This window comes from Nocardia sp. NPDC060259 (assembly GCF_042728775.1).
In the GTDB taxonomy this organism is placed as follows: Bacteria; Actinomycetota; Actinomycetes; order Mycobacteriales; family Mycobacteriaceae; genus Nocardia.
This window is the reverse complement of the sequence record NZ_JBHXAY010000021.1, coordinates 57,193-80,468: the sequence shown is the minus strand read 5'-3', so window position 1 is coordinate 80,468 and position 23,276 is coordinate 57,193. Positions and strand designations below refer to the sequence as shown.

Here is a 23,276-nt window from a genome sequence, read left to right as displayed (position 1 = left end):
GCCGTTGCGTAGGCGACGAAGGAGCAAGCAACGGTGCCTGACCGGCGGGACACAAGGGGCCGCGAACACGCGGCGCCCGCGCCGCCGACTAACTCAGCAGGTCGCGCAGGTCGGCGACCGCGGTGCGCAGGTGATCGGCGAAGGCGTACATCTGGTCGGCCACGGACTTGGGGGTGGCCAGGTAGATGTTCCAACGGTCCGGCAGCAGCACGTAGGCGATGCCGATGCAGGTGGGGCTGGTCGAGCCGAAACCGAAGTAGCGGATGTGCACCGACGGGGCCGAGCTGGTGCTCAGGTAGTCGTCGCGCATGATCGTCCAGCCGGGGCTGTCGAACAGCGCGATCTGCTCGTCGGCGACGCCCAGTTCCGCACCGCGACGGCGCTGGATCCACTGCAGTTCCCACAGGTGCTGCTCGGGCGCCTGCCCCGCCTGGCATTCCTTGGCCCGGCCGACGTGCGCGGTCGCCGCCGTGCGGGCCGCGGCCAGCGTGGCCTCGCGATCGGCGGTGTCGTCGACCATCGCGTCCACGAACGCCACCATCTCCGGGGTCACCACGCGCATGGCCTCGGTGCGGCCGTTGCGGAACTGCCTGGTCGCGATGGACTCGTAGGTGGCGCCGGTCAGGCCCTTGCTGCGCCGGTGCGCGAGCTGGTAGGCCAGCTGGGCGAAGGCGTCGGGCGAGACGCCGAGCTTCTTGGCGTCGCCGGTGCCGAAGTCGTCGAACGAGACCAGCGCGGTCGCGGTGTCGGCGGCGAAGCGGGCGAAGTCGGCGCCCGCCGCGGCGATGTCGGCGCGCGCGGCCGAGTCGAGGACGAACTCGACCGGCTCCACCGGCGGCAGTCCCTGGGCGCGGGCGCCGCTGGTGGCGGCGTGATCCTGCGCGGTCCGCTCGAGCAGCGCGTCCACGAACGACAGCACGGTGGTGCCGTCGAGACCGCAGTGCTCGATGTTGATGCCTGCCTGGCCGTCGGCGAAGACGATGAACGACACCGACTTGTCGAAGTACCGGTTGGCGCTGTCACCGTGCAGCAGCTGATCGCAGGCGTGCAGTTCGTCGCGCGGCGCGAAATCCTCGAGGCACACCGCGAACAGCGCGGTCTCGATCGCGTCGAACGCCGCGACATTGGCCGCCTCGGTGCGCAGCGCGGCCCGGCTGGCCGCCCATTCCGCTCTGGCCTTGGTGGTCAGGTGGCCGACGGAGGTGTCCGTCGACGCGGGCCTGGTACCACCCTTGATGACCGCGCGCAGCCCGTCGGCCACGTCCTCGAACGCGTACGGCGCGCCGTCGGGTCCGATCACGTCCATCCGGAAGATGTTGCCGCGGTAGAAGACCGCGATGTGACGGGCGTCCGAGGGACCCGGCCATTCCGGGCTGTAGGGCTTGCGGACGGTGTCCTGCACCTCGCCCGGGATGCGGGTCTCGGAGAACAGGTACTCGTTCTGCCACATCGACAGCTGCTGCCCGCGCTGGGTGACCGGCGGGATCTGCTCCTGATCCAGGGCCAGCTTGTAGTCCACGGCGGCGCCGATGATCGCGGCGGCCCGCTCGGCCTGGCCCGCCACGGTCGAGGCGGCCAGCGGCGTGTCGTCGCGGAACAGGAACACGAAGTTGGCGTTCAACGCGATCCGGTCGCGGCGGCCCAGGTACCGCGAGGGCCAGAATTCGTCGAGGTAGCTGCCGACCCCCGGCGTGGCGTCGTACTCGGCGAGTGCGGCGTGCAGGGTCCGGCCCGCCCCACCGGGCCGCAGCAGTTCGGCGACTGCGGCCTCGGTGGTGGCGAGTTCTTCGGCGCCGAGCAGCGGCTGACACCACTGCAGGAACCGCGCGCAACTGTCGTCCAGTGTCGGCAGCGGTACCCGGGGCAGGCTGTCTTCGGCGGCGAACGTCGGTTGGTTCAATCCAGATCCTCAGGTCTCGGTGGGATGCGGGCGTGACACGAACAGGTTGGCGTAGAGCCAGCCTTCGGCTTCGTGGTCGGTGGTGTCGATTCCCTTGGCCGCCAGCGCTTCCAGCACCTGTGCACGTTCCTGGGCCGAGGCGAAGCGACGCTGCTGGAACATACCGGGACGCTGCTCGCTGCGATAGCCGAGCGCGGCGAGTTCCTCGGCGATGGGACCGAAATCGAACATCCGCAACACGAAATGCGCCATCCACGGTCGCCGGTGCGGATCCGCTTGGGCGACCCTGGACAGGGTTTTCTCGGTGATGTAGCCGACGCATCCGGTGGAGATCACCAGATCGGCGGAGGCGAGCACACGGCGCTGTGCCTCGGTCGGCTCGGTGGCCTCGAGGTCGGCGTGCACGTAGTCGTGCAGGAATCCGGCGGCGTGGGCGTAGGTCAGCGCCGGGCGTGCGGCGTCCATCCCGACGAAGCGTACGTCGGGCATCAGGTCGGCGCGTAACCGCTCCCGGTCCGCCGCGATCAGCCCGACCTTGTCGGTCTCGGCGTGGTCGCGATAGTGCCCGGCCAGCTCGTCGACCGTCGTGTCGGTCCGCAGCAGCGCCGCGTTCACCCCATAGGAGCAGCCGAGGTCGAGCACCGTCGGGATCCGGTCCGGCCGCGCCGCCCGCAGCTGCCGCAACTGCTCCTGGAAGTGCGGCTTTGCCAGTTCCGGGATCCGGTAGTCCAGCTCGTTCATCCGCGCGAAGTAGGCACGCGGATCGGGGCTTTCGTAGATGTCGTCGAAGGATGCTTTGCCGGTGGTGTGCAACGGAACGGACATGGGCGGTTCCTCTCAGTCGAGCAGTCGGTCACCTCGGACGGCGTCGGCCGCGGCGGCCACATGGTCGGGCAGGACACGGCCGAACAGCTGCCTGGTGCGTTCGACAGTGCCGATCACCCCTGGCCGGTCCGTGTAGGCGAAGATCGCCGAATGTCGTTGTCCCGCACCGGCCACCTCGGTGACCCGATGCAGCGAGAAGCGGCCTTTGAACAGCTGCAGATCGCCGGGGCGCAGTTCCAGCGCGCGGACGAACCGCCCGCCCTCACCGGTGAGTACGGCGCGCACGTCGTCGAGATGCTCGGCGTGCGGGTCGCGGATGTTGGGGCAGTATTCGAAGACACCGCCCGCTTCGGGACGGCGGGTCAGCATGCTGACGGTGAACTCGTTGGTGTCGAAATGCCACGGGTGCGACATGCCCGGCTCGACCACGTTCAGGCACAGACCGGCCAGCGGGTCGGCGAATTCGTGCAGTTCGTCGAGTTCGAAACAATCGGCGACGAACCGCTGGAAGACCGGATCGGTGTAGAGCCGCTGGATCAGCGCGTCGGCGGGGATACGGTCGCGGGCGACGAAGGCGTTGCCGCGATCGAGCACGATCCGGGCCGGATGATCGGCGGGCAGGTCGGCGTCGAGCGGGATGTTGTAGGCGTTGACCCGCTCCACCTTGTAGTGGGCGTGCGGGGCGATCCGCTCCCCCTCGACCCGCAGCGTGTCCCACAGCTCCGGGCGGATGAATTCCCGCAGGACCGTGCAGCCGTCCACGGCCAGTTCCGCACGCGCGGCCGCCACCGCGGCGCGCCGGCCCGGACCACCGAGATCGGTGAGCGGATACCGTGCGATGTCGACGATTTCGTCAAGCCCCCGCGTCCCTGTCATGGGTTCAGTTTGCGGGAACTTTCGCCGACACGCCCAGTGTTTCGGCAAATCCGGACTATCCCGGGCAGATCACAGCGTCATGAAATCAACTGTGCGGCAATCGTTTTCACACATTCACAGTCGATCGCGGAATAATCACGGTAGGCTCTTTCGCCCTATCTGGCTGCGCTGCCGAAATGTTCGTCCCGCGCCGCCAGCGCGGCACGCAGATCGGCCACCGACAATCCGACCAGCGACTCCCGGAATACCCGCCCCGGCGCCTCGGGAACCGCGATTTCGCAGGGAATCACGATCAGTCCGCAACCCGCGCCCTGTGCCGCGAGTGCGCCGGTGGGCGAATCCTCGATGGCCACGCAGTCGATCGGGTCGAGTCCGAGCAGGTCGGCGGCCTTACGGTAGATGGCGGGATCGGGTTTGCCGTGCGGCACTTCGTCACCGCAGACCGAGGTGTCGAAGAAGTCGCGGCCGAGGGTGTCGAGCCCGTATTCGGTGAGCGAGCGTTTGGTGTTGGTGACCAGCGCGCAGCGCAGGCCCTCGGCGCGCACCATGGCGAGCGCGTCCTTGGCGCCGGGGCGCCACGGGATCGGGCCGAGCATCAGCTCGGTGACGCGGCGCTCGAGGAAGTCGCCCGCCTCGGCGATCACCTGCGGCGTCGCTTCGACCCCGATACCGGCGAAGAGCATGCGCAGCGCGTTCGGGCCGGAGGCGCCGATCAGCGCGTGCCGGATCTCGTCGGTCAGCTCACTGCCGTGCGCACGGGCCAGTTCGCGGACCGCGATGTCCCACAGCTTCTCCGAATCGAGCAGCGTGCCGTCCATGTCCCACAGCACCGCGGCCGGTCGCGCGCTCACCTGTTTCTCGCCTCGTTCTCGTCGGGGTCGGACCGGCGGTCACCGGGCCGCGTTCAGGGTAGCGGGTGCCCCTCAGACTCCCGAGCCGGCGATCTGCAGCGCGTTGCCGGTGCCGCTGACCTGAATCCAGCGATTCTCCGAGCTCACGGTGCCATTGGTGAGGTGGTAGGTGAGCGAGACGACCGCCCGGTTCTCCCCGTTGGGCGTGATCGAGCCGACAGTCACCGACCGCACCGTCGACCAGAACGAGGAGTACTGCCCGAAGCCACCGGTCTGCGCCTGATAGCCGGGGGCGAGCTGGGCCCAGGCCCCACCGATATTGCCGGGCAGCATGCCGTAGTACCCGGCGATGAACTGGGCCACCCGGTCCGGGGTCGGCGGGCCGAACGGCGTGGTGGTGATCGTCGTGCTGGTCGGCGACGGCGTGGAGGTGGGTTTGCCGGAGGTGCTCGTCGCCGGGGCGTTCGAGGTGGGACCGGTGCTCGTCGACCCGTTCGGCGACGCGGTCGCGGGCGCGGACACGGTGACCGTCTCCTGCTCGGGCACGATCACGACCGTGCTCACCTTGCCGTCGACCACCGTGGTCACGGTGACCGGGTTCTGCGCCTGCCTGCCGGGATCGGCGCCCCGGTCACGGGTGACGACCAGGACGACGAGCATCACCGTGAACGCGGCGACGGCGGCGGCGAGCAGCAGGATGGCCCGGCTGTTGTTCGGCGAATCGGTGCGCGCCGGCGGATTCGGGCCGAGCGGCGGTGGGCCGGACGGTGACCCGGCGCGCTCGGGGTCGCGGGCGCCGGTTCCCCGCGCGTCGGCCTGCGACCCGCGCTGTTCGGCACCTGCCCGGTCCGCGTTCGCGCCCGCCGCCGACAGCGCGCTGTCCGAGCCCGGCGCGGACGGCCGGCCCGCCGACCCGGAAACACCGGCGGCCCCACCGGTTCCCGCGGCAGCTGACCCGCCCGTGATCGCCGACCTGGCCGCCTTGGCCAGCGCCAGCCCGCTGCCGAGCAGGGCGGCCGCACCAGACTTCGCAGCGGCCCCATCAGCGGGCGTTGCGGGCCGTGGCAGCAGCGTCGTGGCCGCATCGGTCATCGGCAGCACCTTGGTCGCGGTGGCGGGCAGCGCGGGAACGCGCCCCGCCGCAACATCTTCCAGCGCCTTCCTGGCCTGCGCCATGGTCGGGCGGTCCTCGGCCGACGCGGTCAGCAGCCACATCAGCACCGAACCCAGCGGACCCGCGTGCTTCGGTTCCGGAACCACTCCCCTGGCGACGGCGTGCAGGACCGCGAGGGGATTGTCGCCCTCACCGAACGGCGGGGCCCCCTCGACGGCGGCGTACAGCGTCGAGCCGAGCGCGAAGATGTCGGCGGCGGGCTTCGGATCGTCACCACGGGCGATCTCGGGCGCCAGATAGGCGGGTGTGCCCGCCAGGAATCCGGTGGCGGTCACCGTGACGTCTCCGGTGGCGTGCGAGATGCCGAAGTCGGTGAGTTTCACGGTGCCGTCGTCACCGACGAGCAGATTGGCCGGCTTCACGTCCCGGTGCATGATCCCGGCGTCGTGCGCCGCCGACAGCGCCGCGGCGGCTTGGGCGCCGATCCCGGCCACCTCGATCGGCGGCAGCGTCGCGCCACCGGCCAGCTTCACGGCCAGGCTCGGCGCGTTCATGTATTCCATGACCAGCCACGGCTGGCCGTCTTCCTCGGCGACGTCGAAGACGGTGATGGCGTTGGGGTGGTGCAGCCGCGCGGCGATGCGGCCTTCGCGCATGGCGCGCAGCTTCGCTTCCAGCGCTTGCGATCCGGTGAGTCCCGGCGCGAGCAGCAGCTGCTTCACCGCGACGGTGCGGCGCAGCCGGACGTCGGTGGCGCGCCACACGACCCCCATCGCCCCGGTGCCGATCGGGTCGGTGAGTCGATAGCGTCCCGCGATCAACCGATCCGATGTCATAACGTGTGCCCCTCCTGCAATACCGCCGAGTCGTCCAGCCCTCCGCGCCACAGCGGGATGAAACTTTCGAAAATCCTACGTGCTGAAATGCTTTGCTCTGGTCTCCGGTTGCCCCGGTCCATGGACTCCCGGCCGCTTCGTGACCAGACTCACAACCGGCACAACGACTTCGGACCGGCCCCGCGGGGACCGGTCCGATCAACCGTCGCCTGCCAGTGTCTCAGGCGTTGAAGTATTTCGCCTCCGGATGCAGCAGTACGAACGCGTCGGTCGACTGTTCCGGGTGCAGCTGCAACTCTTCCGACAGCGTCACCCCGACCCGGCCCGCCTCGAGCAGGTCGACCAGCTTGGCCCGGTCTTCGAGCTCAGGGCAGGCGCCGTAGCCGAAGGAGTACCGCGCACCGCGGTAGCCGAGCTTGAAGTAATCCTGGATATCGGCCGGATCGTCGTCGGCGACCGACTGGCCGTCCAGGGTCAGTTCCTCGCGCACCCGGCGGTGCCAGTACTCGGCCAGCGCCTCGGTGAGCTGCACGCCGATACCGTGCACCTCGAGGTAGTCGCGGTAGTTGTCGGCCGCGAACAGCGCGTTGGCGAAGTCGGCGATCGGCTGACCCATCGTCACCAGCTGGAACGGCAGCACGTCGACCTGGCCGGTCTCGCGGGCCTGCTCACGCGAGCGGATGAAGTCGGCGATGCACAGGAACCGGTCGCGCTGCTGACGCGGGAAGGTGAACCGGTACCGTTCCGGCGCATCGGCGTCCGGCTCGGTGAGCACGATGACGTCGTCGCCCTCCGACACCGCAGGGAAGTACCCGTACACCACGGCGGCGTGCTGCAGCACGCCCTCGGTGGCGAGCCGATCGAGCCAGGCCCGCAGCCGCGGACGGCCCTCGGTCTCCACCAGTTCCTCGTAGGAGGGCCCGTCGCCGCTGCGCTGACCACGCAAGCCCCACTGCCCCAGGAACAGCGCCCGCTCGTCGAGCAGACCCGAATACTCCTGCAGCGGCAGGCCTTTCACCACGCGGGTGCCCCAGAACGGCGGGGTCGGCACCGGCAGATCGGCGGCGACGTCGGACCGCTCGGGCACCTCGATCGGCACCTCGGCGGCCTTGCGCTCGGCGGCGATCCGCTTGGACCGTTCGTGGCGGGCCTTGCGCTCGGCGGCCTTCTCCTTGGCGGCGAGCGCCTCCGGGCTGTCGGGATCGAGACCGCCGCCGCGCTTGACGGTCATGATCTCGTCCATCAGCCGCAGGCCCTCGAACGCGTCGCGGGCGTAGTGCACGTCGCCCTCGTAGACGGCGGTGAGGTCGTTCTCCACGTAGGCGCGGGTCAGCGCGGCGCCACCGAGCAGCACCGGGAACTGTTCGGCGACACCCTTGGCGTTGAGTTCCTCGAGGTTCTCCTTCATCACCACGGTCGACTTCACCAGCAGCCCGGACATGCCGATCACGTCGGCCTTCTTGTCCTGGGCGGCGTCGAGGATGGTCGCGATCGGCTGCTTGATACCGAGGTTGACCACCTCGTAGCCGTTGTTGGACAGGATGATGTCGACCAGGTTCTTGCCGATGTCGTGCACGTCGCCCTTCACGGTGGCGAGCACGATCCGGCCCTTGCCGGAGTCGTCGGTGGCCTCCATGTGCGGTTCCAGGTGCGCCACAGCGGTTTTCATCACCTCGGCCGACTGCAGCACGAAAGGCAGCTGCATCTGGCCCGAGCCGAACAGCTCACCGACGGTCTTCATGCCCGACAGCAGCGTCTCGTTGATGATCTGCAGCGGTGGCACCGTCTGCATCGCCTCGTCCAGGTCGACGTCGAGGCCGTTGCGCTCACCGTCGACGATGCGCCGCTCGAGCCGCTCGAACAGCGGCAGCGCGGCCAGTTCCTCGGCGCGCGAGGCCTTCGACGACGCGGTCGAGACACCCTCGAACAGCGCCATCAGCTTCTGCAGCGGGTCGTAGTCCTCGGTGCGGCGGTCGTAGATCAGATCCAGCGCGACCTGGCGCTGCTCGTCGGGAATCCGGCTCATCGGCAGGATCTTCGACGCGTGCACGATCGCCGAATCGAGTCCGGCTTCGACACATTCGTGCATGAACACCGAGTTCAGCACCTGCCGGGCTGCGGGGTTGAGGCCGAAGGAGATGTTGGACAGACCGAGGGTGGTCTGCACATCCGGGTGCTTGCGCTTGAGCTCACGGATGGCCTTGATGGTCTCCTCGCCGTCTTTGCGCGACTCCTCCTGGCCGGTGCCGAGGGTGAAGGTCAGCGTGTCGACGATGATGTCGGACTCCAGCAGACCCCAGTTGGTCGTGATGTCTTCGATCAGGCGCTCGGCGATCGCGACCTTGGCCTCGGCGGTGCGGGCCTGGCCCTCCTCGTCGATGGTCAGCGCGACCACGGCGGCACCGTGCTCGGACACCAGCCGCATGATCTGCTGGAACCGCGAATCCGGGCCCGCGCCGTCCTCGTAGTTCACCGAGTTCACCGCGCAGCGGCCGCCCAGGTGCTGCAGACCGGCCTGCAGCACCGGCGGTTCGGTGGAGTCGAGCATGATCGGCAGGGTCGAGGACGTCGCCAGGCGCGAGGCCAGCTCGTTCATGTCCTTGGCGCCGTCGCGGCCGACGTAGTCGACACACAGGTCGAGCATGTGCGCGCCGTCGCGGGTCTGGTCCTTGGCGATCTCGAGGCAGCGCTGCCAGTCCTCGGCCAGCATGGCGTCACGGAATGCCTTGGAGCCGTTGGCATTCGTGCGCTCACCGATCATCAGGATCGAGGCGTCCTGCTCGAACGGGACCGCGGTGTACATGCTCGACACGGACGGCTCGTGCTCGGGCGTGCGCCGCGCCTCGATCGGGGGCAACGTGGTCTCGACCGCGCGCACCGCCTCGGCGACCTGACGGATGTGCTCCGGGGTGGTGCCACAGCAGCCGCCGACCATCGCGAGGCCGAACTCGGAGACGAAGCCGCTCATCGCGACCGCGAGCTCCTCCGGGGTCAGCGGGTACTCCGCGCCGTTCGCGCCGAGCACCGGCAGGCCCGCGTTCGGCATCACCGACACCGGGATCTGCGCGTGCCGCGACAGGTGCCGCAGGTGCTCGCTCATCTCGTCGGGACCGGTCGCGCAGTTCAGGCCGATCATGTCGATGCCGAGCGGTTCCAGCGCGGTCAGCGCCGCGCCGATCTCGCTGCCGACCAGCATGGTGCCGGTGGTCTCCACGGTGACGTGGGTGATGATCGGGATCCGGCGGCCCGCGGCGATCATGGCCCGCCTGCTGCCGGTGATGGCGGCCTTGACCTGCAGCAGGTCCTGGCAGGTCTCGATCAGGATGGCGTCGGCGCCGCCGTCGAGCATGCCGAGGGCGGCCTCGGTGTAGGCGTCACGCAGCGAGACGAACGGCGCGTGCCCCAGCGTCGGCAGCTTGGTGCCGGGGCCCATCGAGCCGAGGACGTAGCGCGGGGTGCCGTCGGCGGACGGCCCCATCTCGTCGGCGACCTCACGCGCGATCCGGGTGCCGCGCTCGGACAGGTCGCGGATTCGGTCCTGGATGTCGTAATCGGCCAGGTTGGGCAGGTTGCAGCCGAAGGTGTTGGTCTCCACCGCATCCGCGCCCGCCGCGAAGTAGGCGCGGTGGATGTCGGCGAGGACATCCGGGCGGGTGTCGTTGAGGATCTCGTTGCATCCTTCGAGGCCGCGAAAATCGTCGAGCGTGAGATCCGCGGCCTGCAACATCGTGCCCATCGCACCGTCGCCGATGACGACACGCCGTCGCAGCGTGTCGAGGAGCGTGGTATCGAACCCGGTGGGCAAGGACGCAGACATGAGTCAAGACTAATGGGCGGCTCCGACGCACAAGACCACTGCGGGTGAATCGAGTGGCGCCGGACACAGCTCGAACGGGAAACACGCAACAGCGCCGGTCACCGCAAAACAATTCGCCGAAGACACTAGGCTGACCGGGTGGATGCCAGTGAAACCCCCGAGACGGAACTGCCGACGTTGCGCAATCCCGTGCTGGTCGCGGCCTTCGAGGGCTGGAACGACGCCGGTGACGCCGCCAGTGGCGCGGTCGAACATCTGGAGTTGATCTGGGACGCGGAGCCGCTCGCCGAACTCGATTCCGAGGACTACTACGACTACCAGGTGAACCGCCCGACGGTGCGTCAGGTGGACGGGGTGACCAGGGAGATCCAATGGCCGTCGACCATGTTGTCGGTGTGCTCGCCCCCCGGTAGCGACCGCGACGTCGTGCTGCTGCGCGGGATCGAACCCAATATGCGGTGGCGCAGCTTCTGCAACGACCTGCTCGAGTTCATCGAGCAACTGGGCGTGGAGACCGTCGTCATCCTCGGCGCGTTGCTGGCCGACACGCCGCACACGCGGCCCGTTCCGGTGACCGGTTCGGCGTACAGCCCGGAGGCGGCCGAGCGGTTCAGCCTGGAACAGACCCGGTACGAGGGCCCGACCGGGATCACCGGGGTGCTGCAAGACCAGTGCGTCAAGGCCGGGGTGCCCGCGGTGTCGTTCTGGGCGGCGGTGCCGCATTACGTGTCGCAGCCGCCGAACCCGAAGGCCACGATCGCGCTGCTGCACCGGGTCGAGGACGTCCTCGACATCGAGGTTCCGCTCGGTGAGCTGCCGACACAGGCCGAGGAGTGGGAGGCGGCGGTCAACGAGATGACCGTCGGCGACGAGGAGATCAACGAGTACGTGCGCTCGCTCGAGGAGCGCGGCGACGCGGCGCTCGACCTCAACGAGACCATGTCGAAGATCGACGGCGACGCCATCGCGGCGGAGTTCGAGAAGTACCTGCGCCGGCGCGGCCCGGGCAGTTTCGGCCTGTAGACCTTCGTTCACCAGGGGTTCGCCACGCCGGAACCTCCCGGCTGCCGACGGCACGCCGCCTAGACTTCTTCGGGTGCCGAACCATCCGATCGTCGCTCACCTCCGAGGATTCGACGACCGGATCGCGGTGCTGCACCGGCTCCCGGCCGCGCCCGCCGACACCCTGCACCGGGTGACCTATGCCCAGCTGGCCGACCGTGTCGCGGCGTTCGCGGCGCGGCTCGGCCCTGCGCGGCGGCTGGTCGCGCTGGCCGCGGGCAACGACATCGACTCGCTCGTCGCCTACCTCGGCGCGCTCGACGCGGGGTGTGTGGTCCTGCTGACCGGCGAGTTCTCCGGTGAACTCGCCGCAACCTACGATCCGGACGTCGTCGTCGACCGCGGCCGGATCGTCACCGAGCGCGCGAGCTCGGCGCACCGGCTGCATCCGGAGCTGGCGCTGTTGCTGAGCACGTCGGGGTCGACCGGGTCGCCGAAGCTGGTGCGGCTCTCGGCGCGCAACCTGCTCACCAATGCCGGGGCCATCGCCCGCTACCTCGAGATCGGGCCGCGGGATCGCGCGGCGACCACGCTGCCGCTGTTCTACTGCTACGGGCTGTCGGTGGTGCACAGTCATCTGCTGCGCGGCGCGAGCCTGCTGCTCACCGACCGGTCGGTGAGCGACCCCGAGTTCTGGGACGAGTTCCGCGCGCACCGGGCGACCTCGTTCGCGGCGGTCCCGTACACGGTGGAGCTGCTGGACCGGATCGGTTTCGCGGACATGTCCCTGCCCGATCTCCGGTATGTCACCCAGGCGGGCGGCAGGCTCGAACCGGACAGGGTGCGCGCCTACGCGCGGCTCGGCGCGGCGGCGGGCTGGCGGTTCTTCGTGATGTACGGGCAGACCGAGGCCACGGCCCGCATGGCCTATCTGCCACCGGAACTGGCGGTGGATCATCCCGACTGCATCGGAATTCCGGTGCCCGATGGGCATTTCACGCTCGAGCCGGTCGACGACGGCGCCGCCGACGAACTCGTCTACCACGGCCCCAACGTCATGCTCGGCTACGCGCGCCGCCCCGCCGACCTGGCGCTGGGGCGCACCGTGGACGCCCTGCGCACCGGCGACCTGGCGCGACGCACGGCCGACGGCCTGTTCCAGGTCGTCGGCAGGCGCAGCCGCTTCGCGAAGCTGTTCGGCCTGCGCATCGACCTCGGCCGGATCGAATCCGAGCTCGCCGCAGCCGGTTTCGGCGCGGCCTGCGCCGAGGACGGCGCGCGGTTGATCGTGGCGGTGAGCGGCACCGGCCGTGGTGATCCCGCCGCGCTCATCGCCCGGGTGTCCGGGCTGCCCGCCGCGGCGATCGCGGTGGTGCCCGTCGGCGAGCTGCCGCGCCTGGCCAACGGCAAGATCGACTACCCGGCTGTGCGGGCGACGGCCCCGGAACCGACCGCGACGGGCGAGGATGTCCGGTCGATCTACGCCGACGCGCTGGCGATCCCCGCCGAGCGGATCTCGCCGCAGCAGAGTTTCGTGGAGCTGGGCGGCAATTCGCTCAGCTACGTCACCACGGCCGCCCGGCTCGAACGGGTGATCGGCCGGTTGCCCGCCGACTGGCCGCAGCAGCCGATCGATCGGCTCGAGCGGACACCGCGCTCGCGCACCGGCTTCGGCCGGGCTCTGGACACGTCAACGGCCTTGCGCGCGATCGGCATGGTCCTCGTCCTCGGCTCGCATATCCAGCTGTTCGAAGTGTGGGGCGCGGCGCACGTGCTGCTCGCGGTGGCCGGCTACAACTTCGCCCGCTTCGCGGTGAGTTCGGCGCCTGCCGCACAGCGGCTGCGCCACACCGGGCGGGCGGTGGCGATGGTCGCGGTGCCGACGGCACTGTGGGTGCTGCTCACCATGATCGTCCAGCCCGGCTATTACAGCTGGCAGAATGTGTTGCTGCTCAACAAGGTCCTCGGCCCGCGTAACGACACGGCGGGACATCTGTGGTTCCTGGAGGTGCTGGTCTACTGCACGGTGGCCGCGGCGCTGCTGCTGCGGATCCCCCGGATCGACCGGTGGGAGCGGCGCGCGCCGTTCTGGTTCGCCCTCGCGCTGCTCGGTCTCGCCCTGGTGCTGCGCTGGCAATCGTTCGGGCTCTACCCCGAGCGGGAAATCCCGTTGTCACCGCTGGCCTGTTGGTACTTCGTTCTCGGCTGGGCCGGAGCGAAGGCGACGGCAGTCTGGCAGCGGCTGATCGTCAGCGCCGTGCTGCTGGCAAGTGTGCCCGGGTATTTCGGCGTCACCGATCGGGAACGCCTTGTCATGGCGGGCATTCTCGTGCTCGTCTGGTTGCCCGCGCTGCGCGTGCCCGCCGTCTTCGCCGTGGTGGCGGTGACAGTGGCCGACAGCTCCTTGTTCGCGTACCTGCTGCACTGGCAGGTGTACCCGATGTTCGGCGACCAGCGACTGCTCGCACTGTTCGCCTGTCTCGCGGCCGGAGCCGTCGCTACCGGGATGGTGGTTCGGAGTCGGCGGATGTGGCCACGGCTAGCGCTCCAGGGTCAGAACCTGGGCGGCCGCTTCGTGCGCCAGCTTCGCGATCAGCATGTCGCGCGGGATCGTCTGGCCGGCAAGGTGATCGAGTGACGGCACCACCACATGGTGGGCGTCGGCCCGCTTCAATTCCTGGGTGAGCTCGGCGAACGCCGCACCGTCACCCGCGGTCGATTCATGGAACGTCGCGGCGAAACACATCCCCGCAGTGCGCGCCAGGCTGCGTAGCGCGTCCTCCAATTGGTCGCTCTGGCCGTCGGCCAGGTCGTCCCGCAAGTATCCATAGATCAACGCTTCCACCCGAACCTCCGTTGGATAGGGATCGCTGTTCTGTTGTCGGATCCCCCCGCGCCACGCCGTACGTCGCGCGGGGGTACTGCGTTGCCCTGCAAGCTCTCCTGCACAGCGGGTGTCCGGTCTGCGGGCCGAGCACCTGCTTACAGCATGCGTATTCGCGGCCCGCCGCAGCAGATGTCAAGCCGATGACATCTACATGCCCTATTCGGGACGCCGAACGTTAACTGGTGGGATACTACCGCCGTGACCGCAACTGATGATCGACCCGTCTGGGCTGTCCGGATGCGCTCGGAACGTGACGCGAGGGGGTGGTCGCAAGCCGATGCCGTCCGCGCGATGCGTGCCAAGTCCTCCCACAACCTGCCGACGGACAGTACTCTGCTGCGCAACTGGCGGCGCTGGGAATCCGGGGAATCGCGACCCGACGAGTTCTACGCGCCGATCATCGCGGCCGCGTTCGACACCGTCACCGCCGCGTTCTTCCCCAAGTCCCGGCCCAACCGCGATGACGAGCTGTTATCGGCGACAGGTATGGACACCTTGGAGTTCATCGGCAGGCTCCGGATGTCCGATGTCAACAGCGCGACCCTGGACGCGGTGCGGATCACCGCCGAACGGCTGTGCTGCGAGTACGCCTACGCCGACCCGCACGAGCTGCACGCCGAGGGCACCGCGTGGCTGCGCCGGATCACCTCGCTGCTCGACGGCAGGCTCACCCTGAGCCAGCATCGGGAAATCCTCGTGCTGGCGGGCTGGGTGGCGTTGCTGGTCGGTTGCGTCGGCTACGACCTCGGGCAGCGGGCGGGCGCCGAGGCGACCCGCCGGGCCGCGGATTCGCTCGGTCGCGAGGCGGGCAATGTCGAGATCTCCGCGTGGGCCGCCGAGATGTCGGCCTGGTTCGCGCTGACCGAGGGCAATTTCCGGGGCGCGATCGAGGTCTCGGAGAAGGCGATGCCGGGCACCACGTCGATGAGTGTCGGGGTGCAGCTGGCCGCCCAGCGCGCCAAGGGCTGGGCCCGGCTCGGCGACCGCCGCGCCGTGCAGACCGCGCTCGACGAGGGCAGGGCCATCCTGTCGCGGATGGGTCATCCCGCCGGTCTGGACAACCACTTCGTCATCGACGCGACGAAGTTCGACTTCTACGCCATGGACTGCTGCCGCGTCGCCGGTCAGGACCGGCTGGCCGAGCGCTACGCCCACCAGGTGATCAGCGATTCGACCCGGCCCGACGGGTCGGTCCGCAACCCGATGCGGGTGTCGGAGGCACGGCTGACGCTGGCCGTGGTCGCCGTGCGCGATCGCGATCTCGAACGCGCGATCGAGGAGGGCATGTCGGCCTTCACCGCGGGCAGGCGCTCGTTGCCGTCGCTGGCGTGGATCGCGGGCGAGGCGGCCAGGGAGATCATCGAACGCTACCCAGGAGACCCGCGCACGCGGTCGTTCCTCGCGCAGCTGCGCTCGCTCAACGTCGGGTGAGCCGTGAATACCAGACGCGGGAGGCGCGCCGATCCGGGACGGGTCCCCATGACCTCCCGGCGGCCACCACTAACCTGTCTCCGGTGACCGACCTCGCCGACGGCCTGCCCAGCGCCGTACCCGCCCTGTGGGACGAGCGTCTGCGGTTGTTCTCGTTCGCGACCGCCGAGAAGCGCGCCGACTACCTGCGGGTGCTGCGCGCTTTCGACAGCGCCCGCGCCGCGTACGTGGTGTTGTTGCACGCCGACGACGTCGCGGAGTGGATCGCCAGGGCCGAGACGGGCGCGCACGCGGGGCCCGCGGGCGTGCCGTTGCCCGCCGTCGAGATCGGCCCGCTGCTCGAGCAGCTGCATCGCTGGGGCGTACTGGAGCGCAGCTACGACGGCACCCGCGCGGCCACCCTCGCCGAATACCGCAACCGGCACTACGTCTACCAGTTCGCCCAGGCCGGATTCCAGGCGTACCGGGCGGTGGCAGGGGTGCTGACGGCGAGGATGGACGACGCGTCGCTGTCGCGCCTGGTGCTGCCCGAGCTGCTCACCGATCTGCGCACCCTGGCCACCGCCAACCGCGACGGCGACGCCGAGCGCGTCTACACGACGCTGCGCAGGCTCGACGCGACCCTGACCGACATGGCGGCGCGGGCTGCGCATTTCTACCTGTCGCTGGGCGATCTGGTGCGCACCACCGAGATCACCCCGGAATCTTTTCTCGCGCACAAGGATGCGCTGCTGGCGCACATGCGCGAGTTCAGCATGGACCTGGCGCGTTTCGCGCCCCGGCTGGCGGCCGCGATCGGTGAGGTCGAGGACACCGGGGTCGGGCAGCTCATCGGGCGCGCGGCGAGCTGCGACGAGCGGGTGTTGCTGAGCCCGGCCGAGCGGGAAGCGGACTGGCGGTCGCGCTGGGACGGCCTGCGCACCTGGTTCGTCAGCGCGGGCAGCGGCGAGGCGAACGAGTCGTGCGAGGCCGACCGGCTGCGGGAGGCGACGATGAGTGCGATCGCCGCGGTGCTGTCGCTGTTGCGCCGGGTCACCGAGACCCGCCGCGGCGGGGTCAGCCGGGAATCGGCGCTGCGGCATCTGGCCGCCTGGTTCGTCGACACCCCGACAGCGGGCAGTGCGCACGCGCTCTACGACGCGGTGTTCGGCCTGGGCAGACCGCGCCACCTGGCGCTGGAGCATCCCGATGCGGAGGTGATTCCCGCGGGCCGATCCTGGTGGGAAGCACCACCGTTGGAAATCTCGCGGACTCTCGCCGAGACGGGCCGCGCACCGACCGCGGGCGCGCCGGCCAGGATCGCGCGCAACGACGCGGGCATCCGCAGACTGCGCGAGGCCCAGCTGGCCGCGCAGCGCGAGCGCGCGGCGGCCGCGGCATCGCTGGCCACCGGCGCCGTGCACGAGCGGGTGCTCGACCAGCGCGAGACCGAGGTCCTGCTGCGACTGCTCGACGCGGCATCGACGGCGTGGGTGCCGGTCAGCGGGAAGGTCGACGGCACAACGGGTTCCGACAACGGCGTCACGCTGACGGTCCGCCCCTGTGACGGGTCGACGATCATCCGCACCGCGGCGGGCCTGCTGCATCTGAACAATCGCCGCCTCGAGGTCACCGCGACGACGCGACGGGGGACGCCACGATGAGACAGCAACGTCGCATCGACGCCCTCGCCCTGGACAGCTACCAGCGCGCTGCCCGGGTGATGCTCGCCAACCACCTGGTCACCCGGGTCTATCCCGACCGGATCGCGCTGCCGTTGATCCGGCGCTGGGCCACCGAGCTGCGCGAGGACCTCGCCGAACTGTTCGGCTACCGCCTGGAAGTCACGGAGACCACGGCCCGGCTCTACCCCGTGCACGACCGGCTCGACGACACCGTGCCCGCGCGCAGCGTCAACGATCGCGTCTTCGATCGCCGTCGCTACGCCTACCTCGCCCTGGCACTGGCCGCGCTCGGCCGGGCAGGCGACCAGATCACCCTGTCCGAATTGGCCGAGCACGTGGCCGACTACGCGAGCCGGATCGACGGCCTCGAGTTGTCCACCGACCGCGCCGCCGACCGGGACGCCTTCGTCGACGCGGTCGGCTGGCTGGGTACCCGGGGCGCGCTGACACTGGCCGACGGGGACGCGGGCGGCTGGGCCAGCGATCCCGAGGCGGGCGAGGCGCTCTACGACATCGACCGGCCGGTGGTGTTCGCGCTGTTCCGGCCGCCGCGCGCGCTGCAGCACCTGCACAGCGTGCGCGGTCTGCTCGCCGACGACACCGAGCAGGCGCCCGCCGAGCAGGCCCGCCGGGTACGCCGCGCCCTGGTGGAGCGGCCGGTCGTGTACCTGGCGGACCTCCCGCCCGCCGACCGTGCCCTGCTCGGCCAGGACCGCCTGGTGGGTGAGGTCGAGTACTGCACGGGTCTGCGCGCCGAGCGCCGCGCCGAAGGGGTCGCGCTCATCGACACCTCGGGCAGGTTGTCCGACACCCGCTTCCCCGGCACCGGCACCCTCGCGCAGGTGGCGCTGCTGCTCATCGGCGAGATCGCCGACGTGGTCCTCGACATCGACAATCCGGTGCCGCACCGCCCCGCTGCCGCCGACGAGGACGCACTGCTCGACCAGCTCGACGCGGCCATCCCCGAGGCAGGCGTGTTCGCCCCGCTCGCCGAGGATGCCGAAACCCTCGACACCGCAGCGGATTCCCTCGCCGAAGACCCCGATGACACCGGGCCGGTCACCTACCCGTTCCTCGAGGACACCTGGGTGCGCGGCACCGTCACCGCGCTCACCGACCGCTACGGCGCGACCTTCGCCGCGCAATGGCAGGCCGACGTCGGCGGGCTCACCACCGAGGTGATCGCCCTGCTCACCAAATTGCGGCTGATCCGGCCGGTCGAGGGCGGGCTGCTCGTGCTGCCCGCGCTGGCCAGATACCGGGGCGCGGTGGTCACCGTGCGGGTCCGGCAAGCCGAGGAATTGTTCGTCACCGCCGCCGGCACCGACGGCAGCAGTACCGGAACGGGAGGGAACTGAGGAGATGTCGCTCATTCACGGCGGAGTGCGTTTCGTCCCGACCCGCGCGGGCATCGTCAACCTGTGGGACTACCGCGACCAGGAGTTCTGTTTCGCCGACGGCCGCCTGGTGCTGCGCGGCCCCAACGGATCCGGCAAGACCAAGGCCCTGGAAGTGCTGTTCCCGTTCGTCCTCGACGGGCGGATCGAGCCGCGCAGGCTCAATCCGTTCGCCGGTGAAGAACGCACCATGAAGTCGAACCTGCTCTACCGCAAGCAGGAATCGGCCTACTCGTATGTGTGGATGGAGTTCGCGCGCGGCAGCTGGGACGATCCGGAAGTCGTCACCGTCGGGATCGGCATGCGCGCGACCCGGTCTTCGGACAAGGTGACCCGCTGGTACTTCGTCGCCGACGGCCGCGCAGGCGTGGACTTCTCCCTCATCGGTCCCGACGACCGCCCGCTGACCCGCAAGCAGCTCGCCGAGCAGATCGGCAGCGACGCCATCGTCGACCGGCCGGTGGAGTACCGCGCCGCCATCGACGCGCGCATGTTCGGGCTCGGTGTGCAGCGCTACGACCAGCTGATCAACCTGATCCTCACCCTGCGTCGGCCGCAGCTGGCCAAGAACCTGGACCCACGGGGCCTCTCCCAGGCGCTGACCGACGGCCTGCGGCCGCTCGACGAGCAGCTGATCCTGGACGCGGCCCGCTCGTTCAGCGATATGGAGGAGGTCGGGCGCACCCTCGACGGGCTCGTCCAGGCCGACACCGCGACCCGCCGTTTCGTCGACGTGTACCGGAAATACCTTGCGGTACAGGCGAAGACCGATGTCGACCAGGTCCGCACCCGGCTCGACGCGGTGACCAACGCCTCGACCGCCCTGTTCGCGGCCACCGCCCTGCGCACCCGTCGCGAGGCCGACCGCACCGAAGCCGAGACCAGGGCCGAGGAGGCCGACCGCGCCTACGAGCAGGCCATCGCCGACCGCGAGAACCTGCAGCGTTCCAGCGCCTACGAGGGCAAACAGCAACTCGACGACCTCGCCGACGCGGTCCGCAGGCTCGAGACCTCCGCGGCCGTGCACCGCGACAAGGCCGCCGAGGCGGGCCAGACCCTGCAGCGCCGCGCCGAAGAGGCCGAGCGGGCCGCCGAAGCGGTGCGCACCGCCGCCGCAGCACTGGTCCGGGGCGAGGACGCCTTGCGCGCCGCCGCCGAGGAAGCCGGCATCGAGTGGGTGGCGCCGAGCGCCGACGGCCGCGGCGACCAGATCACCGCCGCCGTGCGCGGGCACGCGGAGGAACGCGATGCCGACGTCCGCGCGGTACGAAAAGCGTTGAGCCGCTGGGAATCCCTGGCCGCCGACCGCACCCGCGCCCAGCGCCTGGCCGAACGTGCGGTCGAGTTGCGCGATGCCGCGGCCGCCGAGGTGGCCCACGCCGAAGCCGCCGTCGCCCTGGCTCGCACCGAATCCGCTGCCGCCCTGCGCACCTGGTGGCAGACGAACTCGGCGGTCTTCGCACCGCTCGTCGCCGATCCGAATCGCCCCGGGCTGTTCGCCGCCTTGGAATCGGCCGTTGCGGCGGCGGGCGCCGAGGACGCGCCGTCCGCGCACGAGGTGCTGGCCGAGCATTGCGAGCCCCTGCAGGAACAGATCCGCACCCGCCGTCAGGACGCCAAGTCCAGGGCAGCCGCTGCCATCGCGCGCCGGGAAAGCCTTCGCGCCGAACGCAAGCGCGTGGCCGCTGAACGCGACGACGCACCACCCCCGCACCCCACCGACTCCGGCGAACACGGCGGTCTGCCCGGCGCGCCCCTGTGGCGGCTGGTTTGCTTCGCGGACACTGTAACTCCCGCCGAAGCCGCGGGCATCGAGGCCGCCTTGCAAGCCGCAGGCCTCCTCGACGCCTGGATCTGCGGCCCCGACCTCCCACCGGATGTCGAGGGCGTTCGCTACCTCCGCCCGCTTGCCACCGAGGACCGTCCCACCGGCCGCACCCTCGCCGAAGTCCTTGTCGTCGAGGAGAATTCCGACGACCTGTCGATCCCGACCGCGACCGTCGCCGACGTCCTCGCCTCGATTGCGCTCGACGACGCATCGGCATCGGACAACGAGGCCCCCGTCGTCATCGGTACCGCAGGTGCCTACCGCCACGGCCTGCACGTGGGCCGCCACACGAAGCCCGAGGCCGAATTCCTCGGTGCGACCGCACGCGCCCGCCGCCGTGAATTGCGCCAAGCCGAGCTCGACGCGGCGATCGACGAAGCCACGGCCGAGGCAGACGCGGCAAAGGCCGAGGAGGCCACGGCCACCGCCGAATTGGCGGCCATCAGTGCGGCGACCAAAGCCCTCCCCCGCCCCTCCGCGATCACCTCGGCCCTCCGCGCCGTCGCCGAGACCGCCGGTCTCATGCGGTCGAGATCCGAGGCCGTCACCCAGGCCGAGCGTGAGCTCGACCAAGCGGTCGGCGAGGCCACCGCGATGGACAAGAAGCTGCGCGCCACCGCCCAGGCGCACCGCACCCCGACCGAGGCGCGCGAACTCGACGCGCTGGCCGCCGCGATCCGGCACTTCGAGAACACCGGAACCGGGCTGCTGCGCCTGCGGGCCGAGCACGAGCGGGAGCGCGAACGCGAACGCGAGGGCGCCGACCGCCACGACGAGGCGCGGGCGCTGGCCGAGGCCTTCGCCGAGGAGGCCGAGGCAGCCCGCCTCGGATACACCGAGCAGCAACGCAAGCTCGAGACCCTGCGCGAGGCACTGGGTGCGAGCGCCGCCGATATCGATCGCGAACTCGACGCCGCGCGCGCCGCGATCGAGGCCGCCAAGGCCGAGCAGCGGGCCGCCCGCAAGGCCGCCAATGCCGCGATCGAAGCCGTCGGCGATGCCGAGGCCGCCTATCGCACCGCCAACGAAGCCCTCGCCACCGCCCTCACCGAGGTACTGGCCGAGGTGCGCTCGCTGGCGCCCTATGCCCGGCCCGACCTGCTCAGCCTGCTCGGCGCGTCCGTCGAGCACCGCTGGCCGAGCACCGAGGCCGCCTGGTCGACCCAGGAACAGTTGCAGTACCGGATCGTCGCCGCAGGCCCCGAGACCGATCCCGTGGTACTGCCCGACGAGGTAGGCGCCCTGTTCGCCGATCTCGACACCGCCACCGCCCAGGTGCGCGCCACCGAGGCCGGGCGCAAGTCCACCCGCTCGGCGGTCACCAGCGCGCTGCAGGAGTTCGACGCCGCGCTCACCGCCTCGGGCCGCGACTACCGGCTGCACTGGGACGCCGCCGACGGGCTCACCGTGGTGGCCGTGCACGACGAGAACGGTCAGGCCGCGCTCGCCGATTTCGCCGCCCGCATCGACGCCGCCCGCCGCGACCAGGAACTGCTGCTCACCGACGCCGAGCGCCGCATCCTCGAGGACGCGCTGCTGACCGGCCTTGCCCAGCAGATCCACGAACGCACCAGCGACGCACGCGAACTCATCTCCCGCATGGGCGCGGAGATGAAGCAGCGACGGATGTCCTCGGGCAACACCATCGGGGTGCACTGGGTGCTGGCCGACGGCCTGTCCGAGGCCGCCCGCGCCATGTGCAAGCTGCTCGACCGCGACACCGCGGCGCTGAGCCCGGAGGATCTGGGTTCCGTCCGTGCCCATTTCGCCAGTGAGATCCGCGCGGCCCGCACCGCCCACCCGGAGCGGTCCTATCCCGAGATCCTCGCCGCCACCCTCGATTACCGCACGTGGCGGGTGTTCTCGTTCACCCTCATCAACGGCGACGGCAGCGAGGACAAGCTGACCGTGGCCCGGCACAGCGCGCTCTCCGGTGGCGAGCAGTCGGTCTCACTGCACCTGCCGCTGTTCGCCGCGGCGCACGTGATGCTCGACTCCGCCGACCCGCAGGCCCCGCGCCTGCTCGCGCTGGACGAGGCGTTCGCCGGTGTCGACGACAACGGCCGCAGCGAATTGCTCGGCCTGAGTGTGCAATTCGATCTCGACCTGTTCATGACCGGCTACGACCTGTGGATCACCTACGGGCACGTCCCCGGCTGCGCCCACTACGACCTCGCGCATTCGACCGCCGAGAACACCGTCAGCGCGACGCTGCTCGTGTGGGACAGCGGCGAACTACTGGCCGAACACGACGGCGGCGACCTCACCACCGCACTGGGCTCACCCAACCGGCGCCGCGTCCCCAACACCATCGAGGGCGGACTCACCCTGGAGGGCATGCCGGGCGAACCGGCGCCGGTGGGCTGAACAACCCCCGGTTCGCCAACCGTCCTTGACGCCACCACGCGGCCGCGGCAGCGTGGTGGCCAGGGAATTGCCGGACACCCGAGACCGACCGGTTTTCTCTCCCGGGAATTGGCGCATCGAATTTCGCGGAATCGGTTGCTCGAAATCCTCGGTGCTGCCAGGATTTTGCTCACGTGACGGCCAAGACCAGGTCGGGCCGACACGATCACGGTGCGGTCGACACCGCACGCCGTCAGCAAGTCTTCAGAGGATCGTCGTGCCTTATCGACAGAATCAACACCTCCCACCCCGGTTCTACCGGCAGATTTCCGCTACCGCGCGGAGCCGCGCACTCGTGCGTTCCGGCCCGTCGTGGTCGCCGCGTGCACCGATGCGCTGAGTTCGCCGGAACTCGGCCGACCCAACCCGATGAAGGTGCCGGAAATATTCGCCGGAATTGTTCGGTGGTCGTTGCTGGCCCGCCTGCGCGGGGGTCGCCATT

At 70.2% G+C, this 23,276-nt stretch carries 13 protein-coding genes; 6 read left to right on the top strand and 7 right to left on the bottom strand.

The genetic code is table 11. The annotated features are described in order from the left end of the window. Positions 1–88: 88 nt before the first annotated feature. From ACFWF2_RS11725 to metH, 6 genes are all read right to left on the bottom strand, one after another. Positions 89–1,900, bottom strand: a complete 1,812-nt coding sequence (locus ACFWF2_RS11725) for a choline/carnitine O-acyltransferase (protein ID WP_379307131.1) — start codon at positions 1,898–1,900, stop codon at positions 89–91. Positions 1,901–1,909: 9 nt separating this feature from the next. Next, positions 1,910–2,725, bottom strand: a complete 816-nt coding sequence (locus ACFWF2_RS11720; RefSeq protein ID WP_379307129.1) for a class I SAM-dependent methyltransferase — start codon at positions 2,723–2,725, stop codon at positions 1,910–1,912. A gap of 12 nt (positions 2,726–2,737) precedes the next feature. Continuing rightward, positions 2,738–3,601: an arpA protein gene (locus ACFWF2_RS11715; protein ID WP_379307127.1), complete on the bottom strand. Its 864-nt coding sequence runs from the start codon at positions 3,599–3,601 to the stop codon at positions 2,738–2,740. A gap of 155 nt (positions 3,602–3,756) precedes the next feature. Beyond that, positions 3,757–4,452 carry an HAD family hydrolase gene (locus ACFWF2_RS11710; protein ID WP_379307125.1) on the bottom strand — a complete coding sequence of 232 codons (696 nt, stop codon included), beginning with the start codon at positions 4,450–4,452 and terminating at the stop codon, positions 3,757–3,759. 72 nt (positions 4,453–4,524) lie between these two features. Beyond that, the gene (locus ACFWF2_RS11705) at positions 4,525–6,402 is read right to left on the bottom strand and encodes a serine/threonine-protein kinase (protein WP_379307123.1); all 1,878 of its coding nucleotides are present in this window, start codon (positions 6,400–6,402) and stop codon (positions 4,525–4,527) included. Between the two features lie 220 nt (positions 6,403–6,622). Beyond that, complete coding sequence (gene metH / locus ACFWF2_RS11700; protein ID WP_379307121.1) at positions 6,623–10,219, bottom strand: methionine synthase; 3,597 nt, start codon at positions 10,217–10,219, stop codon at positions 6,623–6,625. A 138-nt stretch (positions 10,220–10,357) separates the two neighbouring features. On the opposite strand from metH, the gene ACFWF2_RS11695 reads away from it, so the two are divergent. Both ACFWF2_RS11695 and ACFWF2_RS11690 read left to right on the top strand, forming a co-directional pair. Further along, a complete protein-coding gene (locus ACFWF2_RS11695; protein ID WP_379307119.1) occupies positions 10,358–11,242 on the top strand; it encodes a PAC2 family protein in 885 nt (294 codons plus the stop codon). Positions 11,243–11,315: 73 nt separating this feature from the next. Next, on the top strand, positions 11,316–13,859 hold the full coding sequence (locus ACFWF2_RS11690) for an AMP-binding protein (protein WP_379307117.1): 2,544 nt from the start codon (positions 11,316–11,318) through the stop codon (positions 13,857–13,859). Here the strand turns inward: ACFWF2_RS11690 and ACFWF2_RS11685 are convergent. After that, on the bottom strand, positions 13,761–14,066 hold the full coding sequence (locus ACFWF2_RS11685) for a hypothetical protein (RefSeq protein ID WP_189023021.1): 306 nt from the start codon (positions 14,064–14,066) through the stop codon (positions 13,761–13,763). The genes ACFWF2_RS11690 and ACFWF2_RS11685 overlap by 99 nt on opposite strands. 333 nt (positions 14,067–14,399) lie before the next feature. On the opposite strand from ACFWF2_RS11685, the gene ACFWF2_RS11680 reads away from it, so the two are divergent. From ACFWF2_RS11680 to ACFWF2_RS11665, 4 genes are all read left to right on the top strand, one after another. Continuing rightward, positions 14,400–15,539: an XRE family transcriptional regulator gene (locus ACFWF2_RS11680; RefSeq protein WP_379307115.1), complete on the top strand. Its 1,140-nt coding sequence runs from the start codon at positions 14,400–14,402 to the stop codon at positions 15,537–15,539. 83 nt (positions 15,540–15,622) lie between these two features. Then, positions 15,623–17,182: a TIGR02677 family protein gene (locus tag ACFWF2_RS11675; RefSeq protein WP_379307113.1), complete on the top strand. Its 1,560-nt coding sequence runs from the start codon at positions 15,623–15,625 to the stop codon at positions 17,180–17,182. Further along, positions 17,179–18,561, top strand: coding sequence for a DUF2398 family protein (locus tag ACFWF2_RS11670; protein WP_379307111.1), 1,383 nt, complete (start codon positions 17,179–17,181; stop codon positions 18,559–18,561). The genes ACFWF2_RS11675 and ACFWF2_RS11670 overlap by 4 nt, the downstream gene beginning before the upstream one ends. 4 nt (positions 18,562–18,565) lie before the next feature. After that, positions 18,566–22,795: a TIGR02680 family protein gene (locus tag ACFWF2_RS11665; RefSeq protein ID WP_379307109.1), complete on the top strand. Its 4,230-nt coding sequence runs from the start codon at positions 18,566–18,568 to the stop codon at positions 22,793–22,795. The last annotated feature ends 481 nt before the right edge of the window (positions 22,796–23,276 follow it).